The organism is Microbacterium bandirmense, from assembly GCF_037204185.1.
Classification (GTDB): Bacteria; Actinomycetota; Actinomycetes; order Actinomycetales; family Microbacteriaceae; genus Microbacterium; species Microbacterium bandirmense.
On sequence record NZ_JBBDGM010000011.1, the window covers coordinates 1 to 15,862 of the forward strand.

Annotated in this window: 15 protein-coding genes and 1 pseudogene; 5 read left to right on the forward strand and 11 right to left on the reverse strand. The window is 67.1% G+C overall.

Annotated features, from left to right (window positions below; translation table 11 throughout):
* Window positions 1-36: 36 nt before the first annotated feature.
* The 4 genes from WDU99_RS12620 to WDU99_RS12635 all read right to left on the reverse strand — a co-directional run bounded on the left by WDU99_RS12620 (window position 37) and on the right by WDU99_RS12635 (window position 5,753).
* Window positions 37-1,139 (reverse strand): IS3 family transposase gene (locus WDU99_RS12620; protein WP_337332914.1). Its coding sequence is split into 2 segments (ribosomal slippage): window positions 37-917 and window positions 917-1,139, totalling 1,104 coding nucleotides; the frame shifts between segments, so codons are not numbered across the junction.
* 165 nt (window positions 1,140-1,304) lie between these two features.
* Window positions 1,305-2,138, reverse strand: coding sequence for a hypothetical protein (locus tag WDU99_RS12625; protein ID WP_337332811.1), 834 nt, complete (start codon window positions 2,136-2,138; stop codon window positions 1,305-1,307).
* A complete protein-coding gene (locus tag WDU99_RS12630; RefSeq protein WP_337332812.1) occupies window positions 2,135-5,497 on the reverse strand; it encodes a hypothetical protein in 3,363 nt (1,120 codons plus the stop codon). The genes WDU99_RS12625 and WDU99_RS12630 overlap by 4 nt, the downstream gene beginning before the upstream one ends.
* A gap of 73 nt (window positions 5,498-5,570) precedes the next feature.
* A complete protein-coding gene (locus WDU99_RS12635) occupies window positions 5,571-5,753 on the reverse strand; it encodes a hypothetical protein (protein WP_337332813.1) in 183 nt (60 codons plus the stop codon).
* Between the two features lie 447 nt (window positions 5,754-6,200).
* Between WDU99_RS12635 and WDU99_RS12640 the strand changes: the two genes are divergently transcribed.
* Complete coding sequence (locus tag WDU99_RS12640) at window positions 6,201-7,094, forward strand: Fic family protein (protein WP_337332814.1); 894 nt, start codon at window positions 6,201-6,203, stop codon at window positions 7,092-7,094.
* A gap of 51 nt (window positions 7,095-7,145) precedes the next feature.
* Here WDU99_RS12640 and WDU99_RS12645 read toward each other — a convergent pair whose 3' ends face one another.
* The gene (locus tag WDU99_RS12645) at window positions 7,146-7,553 is read right to left on the reverse strand and encodes a hypothetical protein (protein WP_337332815.1); all 408 of its coding nucleotides are present in this window, start codon (window positions 7,551-7,553) and stop codon (window positions 7,146-7,148) included.
* Between the two features lie 6 nt (window positions 7,554-7,559).
* Window positions 7,560-7,739 (reverse strand): annotated as a pseudogene (locus tag WDU99_RS17280) (DUF4287 domain-containing protein); the annotation flags it as partial.
* Between the two features lie 399 nt (window positions 7,740-8,138).
* Here WDU99_RS17280 and WDU99_RS12650 point away from each other — a divergent pair.
* Complete coding sequence (locus WDU99_RS12650) at window positions 8,139-9,431, forward strand: erythromycin esterase family protein (protein WP_337332816.1); 1,293 nt, start codon at window positions 8,139-8,141, stop codon at window positions 9,429-9,431.
* Between the two features lie 55 nt (window positions 9,432-9,486).
* Here the strand turns inward: WDU99_RS12650 and WDU99_RS12655 are convergent, their stop codons facing one another.
* On the reverse strand, window positions 9,487-10,389 hold the full coding sequence (locus tag WDU99_RS12655) for a J domain-containing protein (protein ID WP_337332817.1): 903 nt from the start codon (window positions 10,387-10,389) through the stop codon (window positions 9,487-9,489).
* A 3-nt stretch (window positions 10,390-10,392) separates the two neighbouring features.
* Entirely contained in the window at window positions 10,393-11,049 is a 657-nt protein-coding gene (locus WDU99_RS12660) for a histidine phosphatase family protein (RefSeq protein ID WP_337332818.1), read from the reverse strand.
* 80 nt (window positions 11,050-11,129) lie between these two features.
* Here WDU99_RS12660 and WDU99_RS12665 point away from each other — a divergent pair, with 80 nt between their 5' ends.
* Window positions 11,130-12,059: a VOC family protein gene (locus WDU99_RS12665; protein ID WP_337332819.1), complete on the forward strand. Its 930-nt coding sequence runs from the start codon at window positions 11,130-11,132 to the stop codon at window positions 12,057-12,059.
* A gap of 18 nt (window positions 12,060-12,077) precedes the next feature.
* Here the strand turns inward: WDU99_RS12665 and WDU99_RS12670 are convergent, their stop codons facing one another.
* Window positions 12,078-12,572, reverse strand: coding sequence for a MarR family winged helix-turn-helix transcriptional regulator (locus tag WDU99_RS12670; protein WP_337332820.1), 495 nt, complete (start codon window positions 12,570-12,572; stop codon window positions 12,078-12,080).
* A 96-nt stretch (window positions 12,573-12,668) separates the two neighbouring features.
* Here WDU99_RS12670 and WDU99_RS12675 point away from each other — a divergent pair, with 96 nt between their 5' ends.
* Window positions 12,669-13,244, forward strand: coding sequence for an NADPH-dependent F420 reductase (locus WDU99_RS12675; RefSeq protein ID WP_337332821.1), 576 nt, complete (start codon window positions 12,669-12,671; stop codon window positions 13,242-13,244).
* A 16-nt stretch (window positions 13,245-13,260) separates the two neighbouring features.
* On the opposite strand, the gene moaA is transcribed toward WDU99_RS12675, so the two are convergent.
* A complete protein-coding gene (moaA, locus tag WDU99_RS12680; protein WP_337332822.1) occupies window positions 13,261-14,358 on the reverse strand; it encodes a GTP 3',8-cyclase MoaA in 1,098 nt (365 codons plus the stop codon).
* 102 nt (window positions 14,359-14,460) lie between these two features.
* Between moaA and WDU99_RS12685 the strand changes: the two genes are divergently transcribed.
* Entirely contained in the window at window positions 14,461-14,991 is a 531-nt protein-coding gene (locus WDU99_RS12685; protein WP_337332823.1) for a nucleoside deaminase, read from the forward strand.
* A 27-nt stretch (window positions 14,992-15,018) separates the two neighbouring features.
* Here WDU99_RS12685 and xdhC read toward each other — a convergent pair whose 3' ends face one another.
* A complete protein-coding gene (gene xdhC, locus WDU99_RS12690; protein ID WP_337332824.1) occupies window positions 15,019-15,861 on the reverse strand; it encodes a xanthine dehydrogenase accessory protein XdhC in 843 nt (280 codons plus the stop codon).
* Window position 15,862: the final 1 nt, after the last annotated feature.

Below are 15,862 nucleotides of genomic sequence, written 5' to 3' on the forward strand. Positions count from 1 at the left end.
AGCCTGACACGACAATGTGATACTGAGCCGCCCCCTTCATTCGGTCCGGACGTTCTGTGAGTCGTCGGTTTCCATTTGATGGGTGCACTGCCGAGCGTACTCGGCTGGGGGTAGGTAGCCGAGCGAGGAGTGCCGGCGGTGGTGGTTGTACTCGTCCTTCCAGTCGCCGATGATGACCTGTGCGTGCAGCAGCGAGTAGAAGCTGTTGATGTTGAGGCACTCGTCGCGGATCCGGCTGTTGAACGACTCGACGTACCCGTTGCGCCACGGCGAGCCCGGAGGGATGTAGGACAGGCCGGTGCGGGTGCCGGCCCAGTCGGCCATCGCCTCGCTGATGAACTCCGGCCCGTTGTCCGACCTGAGCACCGCCGGGGCGCCCCGGGCGGCGACGAGGTCCTCGAGGTGGGCGGTGAGTCGGTCGGCGGTAATCGAGCGCTCCACGAGGCCGCCGACGCACTCCCGGGTGTGTTCGTCGAAGATCGAGCAGATCTTGATCGGTCGGCCGTGCTCGTCGGCGTCGAACTGGAAGTCCACCGCCCACACCACGTTCGGCGCGTCCGCCGTCGGCGCGTCGACGGTCGAGGACCCGACGCGCTTGCGTCGACGCAGCTGCGGGACCCGGAGCCCTTCGTCACGCCACAGGCGTTGGATCTTCTTGTGGTTCACCACCCACCCCTCGGCGCGGGCGTCGTGATACGCTCGCCGATACCCGTAGCGGGGGTGGTCCTTCGCCCAGGCGCGCAGCCACTCCCTGAGCGCCCGATCCGGGTCCGCGACCGTGTCGCCCTTGAGCGGTCGCCGGTACGCGGAGCGGCTCAGCCCGACCAGACGGCACGCCATCCGTTCGCTCACCCGCAGCTTGCGCTTGAGGTGATCGACGGCGGCGCGGCGCCTGTCCGGGCTTAGAAGTTTCCCTCAGCCAGCTCCTTGAGCGTGGCCTTCTCCAGCTCCTTCAGCCGCTTTGCGTCGTCGGCCTTGAGGCCGCCGTACTGGTTCCGCCACCGGTAGTACGTCTGCTCGGACACCCCGAGCTCCCGGCACACCGCCGCGACGTCCTGACCGTCGGCGAGCATCCTGTCGGCCTGCCCGAGCTTACGGACGACCTGCTCCGGGGTGTGACGCTTCCTGCTGTTCGTCATGATCTGACCAGTCTCCCTGCCCGCGACCGCGGGCAACAGGACGACTCTCATAACGACTGGACCTACGAAACGGGGTCAGCCCACAGCGTTCCCGCGAACCGGCGTCGGTATGGCCTAATCGGTATGGCAATTCTGATGACTATCGCACGGGAGCCGCTGCGGTGCTCAATTCCCCAGTCTTGGTGCGTTGTTCGAATGGATGCCACCCCAGGCTCGTCGGAGAGCTGGAAGCAGACGGGTGCCCGTGAATCCCGCTTCTTGTACGCCGTGCGCGACCAATAGCAGCGCGATACCGCTTGGGTCTCCGATTACGCCGAACTCATCGAGGATCTCGCTATGTGAGACCGGCAGAGGAGAGAGGTTCATCTCAATCGCAACGACTGCGGCGATTCTCGTCCGGTCGCGTGGCGTCTGCGCGTGCTTCAGTTTCGGGTGACCCTCGAAGCGTCTAACGATGGTGTCGATGCGCTGTTGGGGCAGCGCGTCGCGTCCTATATCGGCTAGTACGGCGCGGACCTCACTTTCCGGCGTCCGGGCTTCATGGCCGCTCCATGCATCTCTGCCAGCAACGTCTCGGCCAACTGTCTCTGCGACGGATGCCAGTGCCGCGAGCGCGGTGACCAGTTCGGACAGCAGGGCCTGGAGCAGCTCAGCGTCGGACGGCTCGTCTCCGGTCGTCGATGCCTCGCATCTCCATGCCATCGCTTGGACAGACCGACTGAAGCCAGCATGCTGCTTAAGGTGTCGCTGCCCGTCGAGGAGTGCGCTGAAGTCTCGAAGAATAGCCTTCTGTGCGCGGTCGGCACGAGCGGTCAAGAAGAGACGGTCGTGGCGAAATTCTTCTTCGTACCAAGTCCAGACCGCCGTGACGGCATCATCGAACGCGACACTCGGTGCGTCGATTTGTGTCGTCGGGAACGCAGGGCTCCCTGAGCCGACCGCGATTTGTTTTGTGCGGTTCAGTTCGTCGACTAGGTCGAGCACGCGACTGAGCGTCATGCCGATCGACTTCCGGTCGGGCGCATTCGGGGCCGAATCGGATCCGCGATGGGGCCAAGATAGTTAAAGCCGATGTGGAATGTCGGAACTGCTTCGCCCTTCGTACGGTACGCATCAGGCGAGAATCGCAGCGGCACGAAATCTACTTCGGCCTTGAGCTGGTCCACCCAGACTCTCCCCTTGCGACCGTCGGTCGACGCCCACGCGACGCGGCCCGTGAACTTCCTGGGACGGCCTTCGCTGTCGCTCGCGAGGTAGGCGAGGTAGACACGTCGGCTCACGTCAAGGCCGAGCGATCCGAGCTCACGGAACTCGGATTGGGATGCCGCCATGGAGCCGACGTGAAAGAGGGCGAGCCCGTGCAGAAATGCAATGCGGTAGTGGTCGAAGCTCGCGGCGCCGCGCAGGGTGTCAAGGAGCGCAAGGCATTCTTGCCAGTCGCTCTCGGTGAAGGCGACGGTGTTCCGCTCTCCTCTCAGCAGTCGTTCACCGGTCCGATCTCGCCAGTAGAGGTCGAGTATGAGGCGCGCACACTTCCAGTCCTCACGGATAGAAGCCGGCGCCTCGAGAAGGACCTGTAGAGCGATCTTGACGCTCGCGGGGTCGTTCGTGGTTCCCAGCGCCCGCAGCGCTAGGAGGTAATAGGCCGCAGGGTCCTCCATCTGCATCAGCTCCTGGAGGAAGCTCGTCTCTAACTCCTTGTCACCGAGGAGCCCGGAGATCTCTGCTTGCCGGGAGCGATACTTCGCAAGCTGGCCGGCCGACAAGTCTTCGGGGTCGATCGAGTCGAGTGACGCCTTCGCGTCAGCGAGCAGTCCAACTCGCGCCGTGGTGGTTAGGCCACCCGAGGACACGGCATCCTTCGTGGCCCAAGCGAGTACGTCGACCGGGTAGATGTTCTCAGGATCGGCCGCGCGTGCGCGCATGACAGCGTCGAGTAGACGCTCCAGTAGCGGCGTGAGCGCTTCGCTTGAGTGCGGGCCGTCGCCGATGCCGAGTTCGTATGCTTGCGAGCCGAGGGCTGCCGCGAGTTCCACATACAGGTTCAACCGTGCGCGAGGTGAGCTGTCGCCCTCCTGGAGGGTTCTCTGTAGGAGGTCTTCCGACCCGCGAAGCCGAGCGATGCGTTCCGGTCGCGTCATCTCATCCGACCGCTGGGCACGCTTGACGAACTCTCGTGTGAGGTTGACCTCCTGGAGGACAAGTCTTGGATGGAGAACGCCGCTGCCTTCTCGCTGTTCGGCGAACGCATCGGCGATGTCGCCGTACCACCGCGCGTAGCGCCCCTTCTCAGCACTCTGCGGACCAATCTGGTCCATCAAATCCACGATGAACTGGACCTCATCACCCCCGGTTCTTCCGCTGAACTGGGGCCGAACGTAGTGAACGAAGGATGTGACGACATCAACCTCGGTGAGGTCCGTCAGACTTTCACGAGCGAGCAGCTCAGCCTCTAGGCGAGTACGGACGCCGAGAAACTGATTCCCGTTGGCATCTTCGGTCCACCTGAAGATGTCGAAGTGACGGATGAAATCAACAATCGCTATTGAACCTTGACGTCCGACCACGCGAAGGGCGAGCTCGAGCGGGACGTTGAGTCCACGCCTGCCGGCGGTCAGAAGCATCGCGCTGAGTTGCTCGGTGGTACTGCGTTCTGAAAACGAGAGGTCTGCTAGCTCTTCAATAGCATGGTCCGATGGCGTGAGGGACTCGACGTGGAAACCCGCAGCAGCGAGAGCGGCCGCGACGGCTGTCATACGCGCTTCGGGCTCCTGCTGCTTTCGTTCCCGGGCTAGTGACTCCATGCCGGATTCGGCGGCGCGCATCTCCAGCGCGAGCCCTCGTCGCAGACCGGACTCCGTTTCCGGGATTGCCCGATAGAGCATCGCGAGAATCGACGTGTCGGATGCTGCGCTAAGACCGGGAAGGTCGAGTCCGTAGGACTCCAGCCACGGCCTGTAGGCCGCTGCTTCTTGTGCGTCGAGGTGGATCGGAGCCAAGACCGTGCGATCCTTGTCGGCTATCGAGCTGAGGTAGGTGCTCCCCACAATGAGCACCCGTTGACCTCTCGCTCGGAGCTGTCGGTGCAATGCGAAATAGTCGTCCGGGTCGACCATCCCGTCCCAGACGAGGACCGTCCTTAAGCCGGCCACTTCTTCTGCCCAGATGCTGTATGCCTCGACTTCGGATGCGATCGGGCGATCACGGCGTCGGGCCTGATGAAGCACGGCCGCCTTCCCGGACCTGGCAAGCTCCTGGGCAAGCCAGACGAGGGCGAGGCTCTTTCCCGTCGCGGTTTGGCCCTGCAGGATGATTGGGGCAGCCTCTTCGGGATCGTTGAGCGCTGCGTGGACGACCTTCCACAGGCTTGATTCGTAGGTTCTTGAAAGCTTCATACCACTTGCGATGGCCCGCCACGGAGGCGCCCCTTCGGGTGACCCGAGGAATGTCCGAAAACGCTGGTACGTGAGTGCCTCGGAGGCATGCGCGTAAGGCTCGAGCAGCTCCAGGTCGACTGGCCGGGCGGTTCCCACGATTCGGTTCCACGCGGCAACCTCGATGGGAACGAAACCGGCTCCGGCAGGGATGAAGCGCGACGCGGTAGCCCCCGGACTCGCGGAGTCCCTGAGCAGCCCGTCCTGGGTAGCTGCTTCGAGGAACTCGCCGAGAGACTCGGTGTGCGCTGTGAGCACACCCTTGCGAGCCGCAGCGTCGATCAGCGGATCCGCAGCCGTCGCCTCGTCGACCGAGAATAGGTGTACCTGGCCGGCGCCCAAACGGCTCGCGAAGTTATAGAGGTCTCGCGCTGATAGCCAATCCTGGGTCGACCATTCGTCGACGAGTACCACACCCTTCGGAGTGATGAGACTCGTCGCGAGAGACGAAAGAGCGTCGGAAGCCGTGCGCTGTGCATCGATCCAGTCGATCTCATCAGTCGGTGGCTGTTCGTCTGCGGGGAGCCCGAGACCACCAAACAGATATCGAACCTGGAGTTCGGTCGTTGATCGTGAGCCTCGGCTGTCCTGGGAAGCGGTCGGGACGACCCGCCGCCAGTCGGCTTCCAACCACATGCTGAGTGAACTGTCGATGCGGGATGTCAGCACCGTATTCCAGGGGACAGCCGCCACGGCATCGAATGTCTCCGGGCGGCCCGCATCGTTCGTCGAGTGCTCGTATGTTTCGAGGTCCGTCGCGAGAAGAGTCGCGACTCCGGTCGCTGTATCAGGCGTGAACTCTTCCGGGAAGTGTCCGGTCGCGCTGGAGGGAAGGTCCGCAAGAGTTGTACGGATGAGTCCCTGTCCGAGTAGGAGGAACCGCGGACCCGCATTCAGGCGCGCCAAAAGGTCTCTATCGCTCACTGCTCGGCTCCGTTCTGTTCCTGGTCTGACCCTACGGGACTCCGGACCTGGGCCCGTGATGGCGCGGCACGCGTTATGGGCGACCCGTCCGAAGCCAGGCATCGCGCGCTTCAGCGGCGACCGTGACTAGTAACCGCCAGCCCTCCTGGCGGAGCACGCGCTGGAAGTTCGAGTCCCGCGCGACGTCGAGAATTCGGCCACCCAGGTTGGCGGCGACGCTGTCGCGGGACTGCTGGGCGGAGTTGAAGAGTGCCATGACGGTTTCCTTTCGCGGCATTGGACTAGAAGATCCAGCGGCGAGAATGAAGCCCCGCCTGGTCGCCCCGGTCTCGCGGCCCAGCTCGCGAAGGAAGCAAAGTCCCTCAGGATATCACTATTCGTACGCGACAGTTGGTTCGCGATTCGCCCGCACTTCGCTCCGCTGAGGCGAAGTGCCTACCGCTGTTGCATAGTGCCCCTCATCTCCTGGCATGGCGTGGACATTATGCGCTGAGGTCCAGCAGAAACCGGGTGGACATTTCGCGTCCGACTGTTGAGTCACCGCGTCGACCGCGCGGACATCTCCAAGCGGTTCCTACAGGTCGCGACTTCAACTGACCGGCAACATATGCCGTTCATCCACGACGATTTACTGTGATTGAGCCTGTTCTCAGGCGACTATTCACGGTAAGTTGATTGCCGGAGGTCCCCGATGATCAACCAGGTGACAGTCGACCGCATCGAATCACTGCGGCAGACCTACCGTGCGCTTGCGTCGGATCATCCAGGGGCGCTGGCGCAGATCGCGCTGAGTGAGATCCCCGAGGCCGTGCATCAGTCCAACGCGATCGAGAACTCTACGCTGACCCTCGAGGAGACCGAACAGATCCTCGCCGGCAGACTGCCCGCCGCATCGCACGAGCTGCGCGAGGTGTTCGAAGCGAGCAACCTGGCGCGCGTGACGGAGGATTTGCTGACCACGGCGTCCAACGAGCCCAGCAGCCCGCTGACCATCGGTCAGATTCTTCGTTGGCATGGTGCACTGCTCACGGGCATCCGCGACGACGCCGCCGGGCGATTCCGACAAGGCGACGAGTGGGTGCGAGTGGGTAGCCATCTCGGCGCGAATCCGATGTTCGTCCGCGGAATGGTCGAGCGCGCCCTGGAACGGTACGTCACCGGCCCTCCGGCGAATACCATTGAGCGGATCGCGTGGTTCCACTGCGAGTTCGAGGTGATCCATCCGTTCGTCGACGGCAACGGGCGCATTGGTCGCGTGCTGATGAATCACCAGCTGCTGCGGGCAGGTCTGCCCCCGGTCATCGTCCGCGCACGCAGTCGGCATGCCGAGTACTATCCCGCGCTGGACTCGTACTCGCGCACTGACAGGCACGATGACATGACCCGACTGCTCGCGCTGCTGGTGCTCGAGGCGCTGCACAAGCGCATCACCCTGCTCACGAGCCCCCAGATCATCCCGCTATCCGACTGGGCACGGACCGTGGGAATGCGCGGCAACGTTGCGGCGAACCGCGCGAAGCGCCAGACGCTCCCTGCCTTCCGGGTGCGGGATCGCTGGATGATCGCCTCCGATCATCGCGACGAGCTGAACCCCTGACCCAGCGCCGATAGGGAGTGGGTTGGCGACGCTCACGGGCGAACCCACCGGCTACCCCGGCAGCTCCAGGTCGGTGACCCAGTCTCCCCAGAACGACTTCCACACGTCAGCGGCCGCGATCGACGGCAGCCTCTCGTGGGTGATCACGAGCTTCACACCGCTCTTCGCCTCGTCGATCGAGACCGCAAGCACGCCTGAGGCCTCGCCACTCGCATCATCGACGAGGTCGAACCGCAGCTGCTTCGCCGTCGGCGACGAGCGAAGGGTCGAACGCAATCCCGGCAGCAGCTCGGCACGCGCGCCGTCGTCGAGCATGAGGTCGCGCGTCGCGGCGACAGTGCCGGGGAGCGTGCGGCTGCGACTCACGGTGAAGCTGCCGTCGGGCATCTGACCGGGAAGGCGGATGCCGGTGATCCGCTCGTACCCGACGGTGACGCCCTGCGCCCACCATGGGTGCACGTCGTGCGCTTCGCGCAGCCAGGTCGCGATCGCGGTGTGCCCGGCGTCCCGACCAGGACCGTCGTCGATGAGCGCGACCCACTCGTCCCAGCTGCGGCCGGTCTTCGCCGTGACGACCTCGTCACTGGAATCTGGTTCGGCGACCCACCCTCGGACGGTGGGCGCTGTGGCGGTGCCGTGCGCAATGCGCGCGGTGGGCGGCGCTGTAGCGCTCGCCGGTCTTGGTCATGCGTGCGCGGATGCGCCGCTTGAAGGATTCTTGCGTGGTCATCGGAACTCCGTGTCTTCCGGCGCCGACCGACAGCTCGCGCCCGTCCGCCGCGCCGGTGGCACGTCGTCCGTGATCGCGTCGAGCACTCGAGGTCCCCTTTGCCTCCTCGCCAGAGGCGAAGCCGGTAGCGCGAGTACCGACGCGGAGGTCCGGCGCAACGCGGCGCCGCTCCCAGCATAGGAGCGGCGGTTCGCCTGTTCAAGGGCTCCGGCAGCCGCGAAGCCGCGGTTCGCAGAGCTCGGCATCAGCACCTACAGTGATGGTCTCGGCATGATCCGCAGAGAAGCCGGCCACGAGCTGAGGAGGCCTGACCCGTGTCACCCATTCCTGTTCACGACTCGCCAGACCGGCCGACGTTCGACGTGTCGGCGTGGGATGGCGACGATCCGGTCACAGCGGGCGCGCTCGCCCCGCTCGCCTCCGGCTCGACCGTCATCGGCATCGGAGAATCCGCGCACTTCGTCGCGGAGTTCAACGACGCACGCGTGCGCATCGTCGAGAGGCTCGCCACCGCACACGACGTCACCGCTGTTGCCCTCGAGATCGGGCACGATGAGGCGCCGGCCATCCAGGAGTGGCTGTGCGGTGCTCGAGAAGAGCTGCTGAAGGAGCTCGTGGGCCCTCTCACCTACGCGCTCTACGGATCCTTCCTGACCGAGCTGCGACGACGCCTGCCGGTGGATCACGGTCTGCGGGTACTCGGCGTCGACCTGCCCAACGCCCTGACCATCGAACCCAGCCTGGCGCCACTCGCGGCGATCATCGCGCAGATCGATCCCGACGCGACAGAGCTCGCCGAGCAGGCGCGCAAGCTCGCACAGAACGTCACAGGCGGCTCGGCCGCCGCGAGCGCCACGGCCTGGATGGGACTCGACCGGGCGACTCAGGATGCGCTCACCGTGGCCGTCGCGCGGCTTCAGGGCCGCGTCGACGCGATCGGCGGCGCGCGTGCGGAATCGTCGGATGCTGACGCATGGCGGACGGCCCGACAGCTCGCTACCACGGCGGCGACGACCGATCTGATGCTGCGTGCCATGGCCGACCTGTTCTCGGGCGGCGGTCGTATCGACGACACCACTCTGCGCGAGCGCTTCGTGGCCTCGCGCCTCCTCGAAGCCGTCGAGGGACTCCAGCCCGGTGAGCGGATCGCCTACGTGGCGCACAACAATCACATCCAGAAGGCGCCGGTGCTCTTCGGCGGCGTGCTGACCGCGTATCCCGCCGGGTCGTTCCTCGCGACGGCGCTCGGGGGACGATACACCGCCATCGCCGTCACCCACCGTGACGACACCGTGCCCGAGATGGTCTACCCGGCAACGACGGATGTCGGCTTCCGGGTCGAGCGCGTCGACGCGGCTCCGATAGACGCCGACGGCTTCGAGGGCGCCGTCCGAGGGGATGCGCAACGGCTTCCCGTGACGGTCGTGCGTCCAGCATCCGCCACGAGCGCCGCCGGTGCGTCCAGCGCGAGTGCCGACGACACTCTCACGACGATGCGCTCGCAGAGCGCGACGACGGAGCTGTCGATCAGCGCGTTCGACGCCGCACTCGTCTTCGCCACGGCATCGACCGACCCGATCCTCGGCGATCTCAACCTGCTCGGGTGAGCCCTGTCCATCCAGACCTGACCGCGGCGACCTGAAACGGGGTGCCGCGAGCGTCTCAGGCGAACCGCACCGTCTGCTGCAGGCGGGTGCGCACGTCGAACAGCTCGTTGCCGCCGATCACCCTGGTGCCGCGGATGCCCGTGCGCAGCACCGTGGGCAGCACACTGCGGCGCATGACGGCGACCAGCATGCTGCGCTCGCTCCGCAACGGCACGACGGGCTCGGCGAGATCGTCGTCGGGGAAGACGAGCAGTGCCGCACTGAACCGCACGCGTGCGGTGCGCGAGAGAAGTCGGATGCGACCGATCACGTCGCTCACGGGAGCATCCGCCCCCAGGATCTCGCCGCTGCGGAACCGCACGTCGGCACCGGTGTCGGCCGACATCACTCCGAACAGCCCCGACGGGCCGAGCACCACGTGGTCGATCTTGCCGACGGCATCCGATTCGCGCGTCGCGGCCGCGACGTCGTGCCACACGGTGAAGCCCATCCCCAGTTCGGCGAGGATGCGCGAGGTCGCCTCCTCAGCGAGGGCGTGCGCCAGCAGGGCCCGCAGTTCGACCGGCACGGTGCGCACGAACGCCGGGTCATACGGATGCGGCACGACGGCATCCGCCCATGCCCGCACCTGCTCGACGTAGCTGCGCCGCAGCGCGCCACCCGCCTCGCCGTGGAACTGCGCGCGGGGGCGCGTGTCGGCGCGCTGCGGTGCGCTCCAGCCACTCCACTCGGACGCCCCGGCGAAGCCGTGCCCGCGATCGTACGCCTCGCGACCCCGCGGCGTTCCGACCAGCTCCCACGCGCGCTGCACCCGGATGAACACCGCCGCATCGCCCCCGGTGTCGGGGTGGGTGCGACGCAGCTGCAGTCGGAACGCGCGGCGAAGCTCGTCGTCGGATGCATCGGGCGCGACGCCCAGGATCTCGTACGCCGACGCCGAAAGAGGGCTGTCGAACATGCGTCAGCTCTCGGCCGGCGCCATCGGCAGATGCGGCCCGTGATTCCAGGCGAGGATCGCGGGCTGCTCGCGCGCGAAACCCAGCACCGAGACCGATCCGGCATCGAGCAGCAGCGAGGCGCCGAACCGGGGCGCCTGACGCAGGAACACCGCGGCGAGGATGCGCAGGTAATGACCGTGCGCGACCAGCGCGACATCGCCGGTCGCCATCGCCGGCAGCACCCTGGTCAGCACGCGCGAAGCGCGCGCCGCGACCTCTTCGACCGTCTCACCTGGCGTCTCGCCACGCACCACCCCGTGCATGAACACCGACCAGTTGTAGCCCAGCTCGGCGCGGATGTCCTTCGTCGTGCGACCCTCGTACCCGCCGTAGTCCCACTCCACGAGTCGTGCGTCGATCTCAGCATCCAACCCCGCCAGCTCTGCCGTGCGCGCTGCGCGCTGCAGGGGCGAGCTGAGCACCAGCCCGAAGTCGTAGTCGCGCACCAGCTCGCCGGCCGCGCGAGCGAGCTCTTCACCGTGGGTGGTGAGCGGGATGTCGGTCAAGCCGGTGTGCCGCCCGGTGCGCGACCATTCCGTCTCGCCGTGTCGCAGCAGCACGAGCTTGCCCTGCGGTGCGTCGGGCGCGGGCTGATCGGGCAGCGGATCGAGGTCATTCACACCGCCACGGTACCCGCGGGAATACGGCGGCGGGCCGAATGGTTGTACATTCAACCAACGCATCGACTCCGGAGGAACCCATGACCACCCAGCCCGCTCCCGCATCCGCGCCCGATCGCGTCCTCAGTGCGCAGACCGGCATGGATGCCGTGACGCTGCGCGTCGGCGACCTCGAACTGATGACCTCCTACTACGCGAACGCCCTCGCGCTCGAGCCGCTCGAGGAGCGCACGCGCGCCGCCGAGGTGCACCGGGTGCTCGGCCGCGGCCGCACCCCGATGGTGCGCCTGATCGGCACGCCGGGCCTGCCCGCCGTCGACCCCCGACAGGCCGGACTCTTCCACACGGCATTCCTGTTCGACGACGCCGCCACGCTCGCCGCGACCGTGCTGCGAGCCGCACAGGACCCGCGCGGACAGTTCACCGGCTCGAGCGACCACCTGGTCAGCGAGGCGTTCTACTTCACCGACCCCGAGGGCAACGGCATCGAGCTCTACGTCGACCGCGAGCGGTCGCAGTGGCAGTACGAGCACGGCGCCCTGCAGATGGCCACCCTGCACCTCGACCCCAACGCCTACCTGCGGAACCACCTCGACGAGAACGTGCTCGCCACCGTCGCGCAGAACGCCGGCAAGGTCGGCCACGTGCACCTGCAGGTCGGCGACATCCCGACCGCCCGTGCCTTCTACGTCGACGCGCTCGGCTTCGAGACCACGGTCGACACCTACCCGAGCGCGCTGTTCGCGTCGGCCGGCGGCTACCACCACCACGTCGCCATGAACACCTGGAACAGCGCCGGCGCAGGGCCCCGTGCCGCGAGCCTCGGCCTCGGCGACGTCGCCATCACCGTGCCCGCCCGCGATGACCTCGATGCGCTCGCCGCACGACTCACGCGCCGCAAGCTGCAGTTCGCCGACGACGGCCGCTCGATCTCGCTCGACGACCCGTGGGGCACCCGCGTCACCGTCGCGGTGCCCGGCGCCGACGTCGACGAGATCCTGGCCCGCTGAGGTTCGCGAGGGTTCGCGTCAGGTCATCCGGCTCGCGAGCATCCGCTGCTCGGGATCGAGGCGCGCCAGCAGCGCGGCGGTGATGTCGTGCAGCTGGCGCCGCTGCTCGGCATCCAAGGCGTCGAAGACGAACGAGCGCACCGTGCGGACATGCTCCGGGGTGGCGCGGATGACCTTGCGGTGACCGTCGGCGGTCAGCTGCACTGTGGTGGCCCTGGCGTCGTCGGGCGTGCGGGTGCGCCGCACGAACCCGCGCTTCTCAAGCCGGCTGATCGCGTGCGACAGTCGCGAGAGCGTGGCGTTCACCCCGGTCGCGAGATCGGTCATGCGCATGCGCCGGCCCTCGGCGAGGGCGAGCATCGAGAGGGTCGCATAGTCGAAGTGCGTGAGTTCCTCATCGCGCAGCAATTGCGCGTCGATCTGATGCGGCAGCAGCTCGAGCACTGCCGTCAGCGGCGCCCACGTGCGGCGCTCATCATCGGTGAAACCCCGGGGAGTCTGTGATGCGACCATGGCCCGATCGTAGCGGGAATAGTTGACAGTTCAATGATGTTGGGACGAGTAAGAGGTTGAATCTTCAAACTTAATTCCCCAACCTAGGAGCACGATATGACCACCATCACCATCTTCGGCAACGGCACCATGGGCCAGGCCATCGGCGGCATCCTCGCCCGCGGCGGCGCCTCGATCCAGTACATCGGCAGCGCAGACAAGACGGCACGCCTCGAGGGCGACATCGTCGTGCTCGCCGTGCCCTACGCGGCCCTGGCGCAGATCGCCGCCGACTACGCTGACCAGCTCGCCGGCAAGACCGTCGTCGACATCACCAACCCGCTCGACTTCGCCACCTTCGACGCCCTCGTGGTGCCGTCCGACAGCTCGGCCGCCGCCGAGTTGCAGGCCCTGCTGCCCGAGGCGCGCGTGCTGAAGGCGTTCAACACCACCTTCGCCGCGACCCTCGTCTCGGGAGCCGTCGGCGCTCAGCGCACCACGGTGCTCATCGCCGGTGACGACACCGACGCCAAGCAGGCGCTCGCCGCCGCCATCCAGGCGGGAGGCGTGGATGCTCTCGACGCCGGCGCCCTGACGCGCGCCCGTGAGCTGGAGGCCATCGGATTCCTGCAGCTCACACTGGCCGTGTCCGAGAAGGTCGGCTGGAACGCCGGCTTCGCGGTCGCGCGCTGAGATCGGATGCCGCCCGTCAGCCCCCGATGTAGCTCATCTCGATCCGCGGACGGGCGGCACGCAGCGCCGGCGTGAGGGCCGCGCGCTCCTCGGAGTAGCGGTCATCGCGTGCTCCCCAGATCGACGCCATCGCGGTCGCGAGCTCGACATCGTCGGCGCCGCCGCGCAGCAGTGCCCGCAGGTCATGGCCCTCGGTCGCGAACAGGCAGGTGTACAGCCGCCCCTCGGTCGAGATGCGCGCCCGGTTGCAGGTGCCGCAGAACGCGTTGGTCACTGACGAGATCACGCCGATCTCACCGCTGCCGTCGCGGTAGCGCCAGCGCTTCGCCGTCTCGCCGACCGCGCTGGGGGCGGCGGGCTCCAGTGGGAAGAGCGTGTCGACGCGCTGGATGATCTCAGCCGACGGCACGACCTCGTGCATCGACCAGCCGTTCGAGGTTCCGACATCCATGTACTCGATGAAGCGCAGTGTGTAGTGCGTGCCCTTGAAGTGGGCCGCCATCGCCTCGACCTCGTGGTCGTTCAGCCCGCGCTTGACGACCATGTTCAGCTTGATGGGCCCGAGCCCGACGGCGGCGGCGGTGCTGATGCCGTCGAGCACCCGCGCCACCGGGAAGCGCACATCGTTCATCCGCTGGAACAGTTCGTCGTCCAGGGTGTCGACCGACACGGTGAGGCGGCCGAGCCCGGCATCCTTCAGCGCCTGCGCCTTCACCGCCAGCGCGGACCCGTTCGTCGTCAGGGCGAGGTCGAGGCGGTTGCCCTCAGGGGTGCGCAGTGCAGCCAGCCGCGCGATGAGGTCCTCGATCCCGCGACGCAGCAGCGGCTCGCCCCCGGTCAGGCGCAGCTTGCGCACACCGTGCGCGGCGGCGACTCTGGCGATCCGCTCGATCTCCTCGAAGCTGAGCAGTTCCTCGCGGTCGAGGAACGCGTAGTCACGACCGAAGATCTCCTTCGGCATGCAGTAGACGCAGCGGAAGTTGCAGCGGTCGGTCACCGAGATGCGCAGATCGCGCATCGGACGATCGAGTCGGTCGGTCAGCGCACCGGTCGATGGCAGACGTCGGGCTCCGGATGCCGGAAGGCCGGCCTTCGAAGCGGAACTGAGCGACATCGTGCACCTCTCTTGCGTGGCCACCGTAGCACTCGGCGCCACCAGCGTGGCGAGTACCGTATCGTGAGAAATGCCCCGGAACACCTGTAAGGGAGCTCTCCCATGGAATCCATCGGCAAGACCGCGCCATCCGGCGTGAGCGACACCGCGGGGCGCCCGTCGCCCGCGGAGTACCTGGCCCGCGCCGTCGACCTCGCCACTCGCAACGTGCAGAACGACGGCGGCCCGTTCGGCGCCATCGTCGTGTCGGCCGACGGCCGCATCTTCGAGGGCGTCAACCGCGTCACCGCCGGCCTCGACCCCACCGCCCACGCCGAGGTGACGGCCATCCGCAGCGCCTGCCAGGGGCTCGGCACGTTCGACCTGACGGGCGCCGTGCTCTACACGAGCTGCGAGCCGTGCCCGATGTGCCTGGCCGCCGCGCTGTGGGCGCGCATCGCTCGTGTGCACTACGCGGCCGACCGGGACGACGCGGCGGATGCCGGATTCGACGACGCCCTGTTCTACCGCTATTTCGAGGGCGACCCCGAAGACCAGGCCATCATGCCCGTCACCCAGGAGACGCTGGAGCCCGCACAGCGGATCTCCCCGTTCACCGAGTGGAGCCGCACCGCCGGCCGCATCGACTACTGACGCGCATCGACTATTGACCCGCATCGACTACTGACGACGATCGCTCGCGACCGGTGCAGCCTCATCGATCAGCTGCAGCATCCGCGCCGCCACGCTCACTGCGATCACGGCCGGCTGCTTGCCGGAGACCTCCGGAATGCCGATCGGCGTCGTGACGCGCGCCAGGTCGGCATCCGACTGCCCGAGCTCGCCGAGCTTCTTCCGAAAGCGCGTCCATTTCGACGCCGAGCCGATCAGCCCGATCGAGCCGACGCCCGCAGTGCGCAGCGCCTGATCGATCACGGCGAGATCCTCGACGTGATCGTGGGTCATGACCACCACATGCGCGCCGCTGGGGAGATCTGCCAGAGCAGCTTCCGGCACGGGCGCGTGACGCACCTGCACGCGCGCGACCGCGTCACCGAGCACCCCGCTGGAGCCCGGGGCGCCGATCCGCTCGGGCGCGAGCATCTCGGTTCGTGAGTCGACGAGCCACAGCTCGATCTCGTGCCGGGACAGGATGCGGGCCAGTTCCAGGCCGACATGGCCGACCCCGAAGATCGCCACCGTCGGCACCACGCGCATCGGCTCGAGCATCATGGTCACCTCCCCTCCACAGCACTGCACACCGTACTCCGTGGTCGTCTTGTCGCTGAGGGTGAGCGTGAGAAGCTGCGGCTCCGCCGAACCGGATGCCAGCATCTGCCGCGCCCGATCGATGACCGTCGCCTCGAGATTGCCGCCGCCGACCGTGCCGACCACCTCATCGGGAGCGACGACCATCTTGGCGCCGCCGTTGCGCGGCGCGTGCCCCCGCACCATCGCCAGCGTGACGACGACGGCGGGCGAGCGCCGGGCGCGGAGCGCCTGCAGAGCATCGAGCCAGTCCACT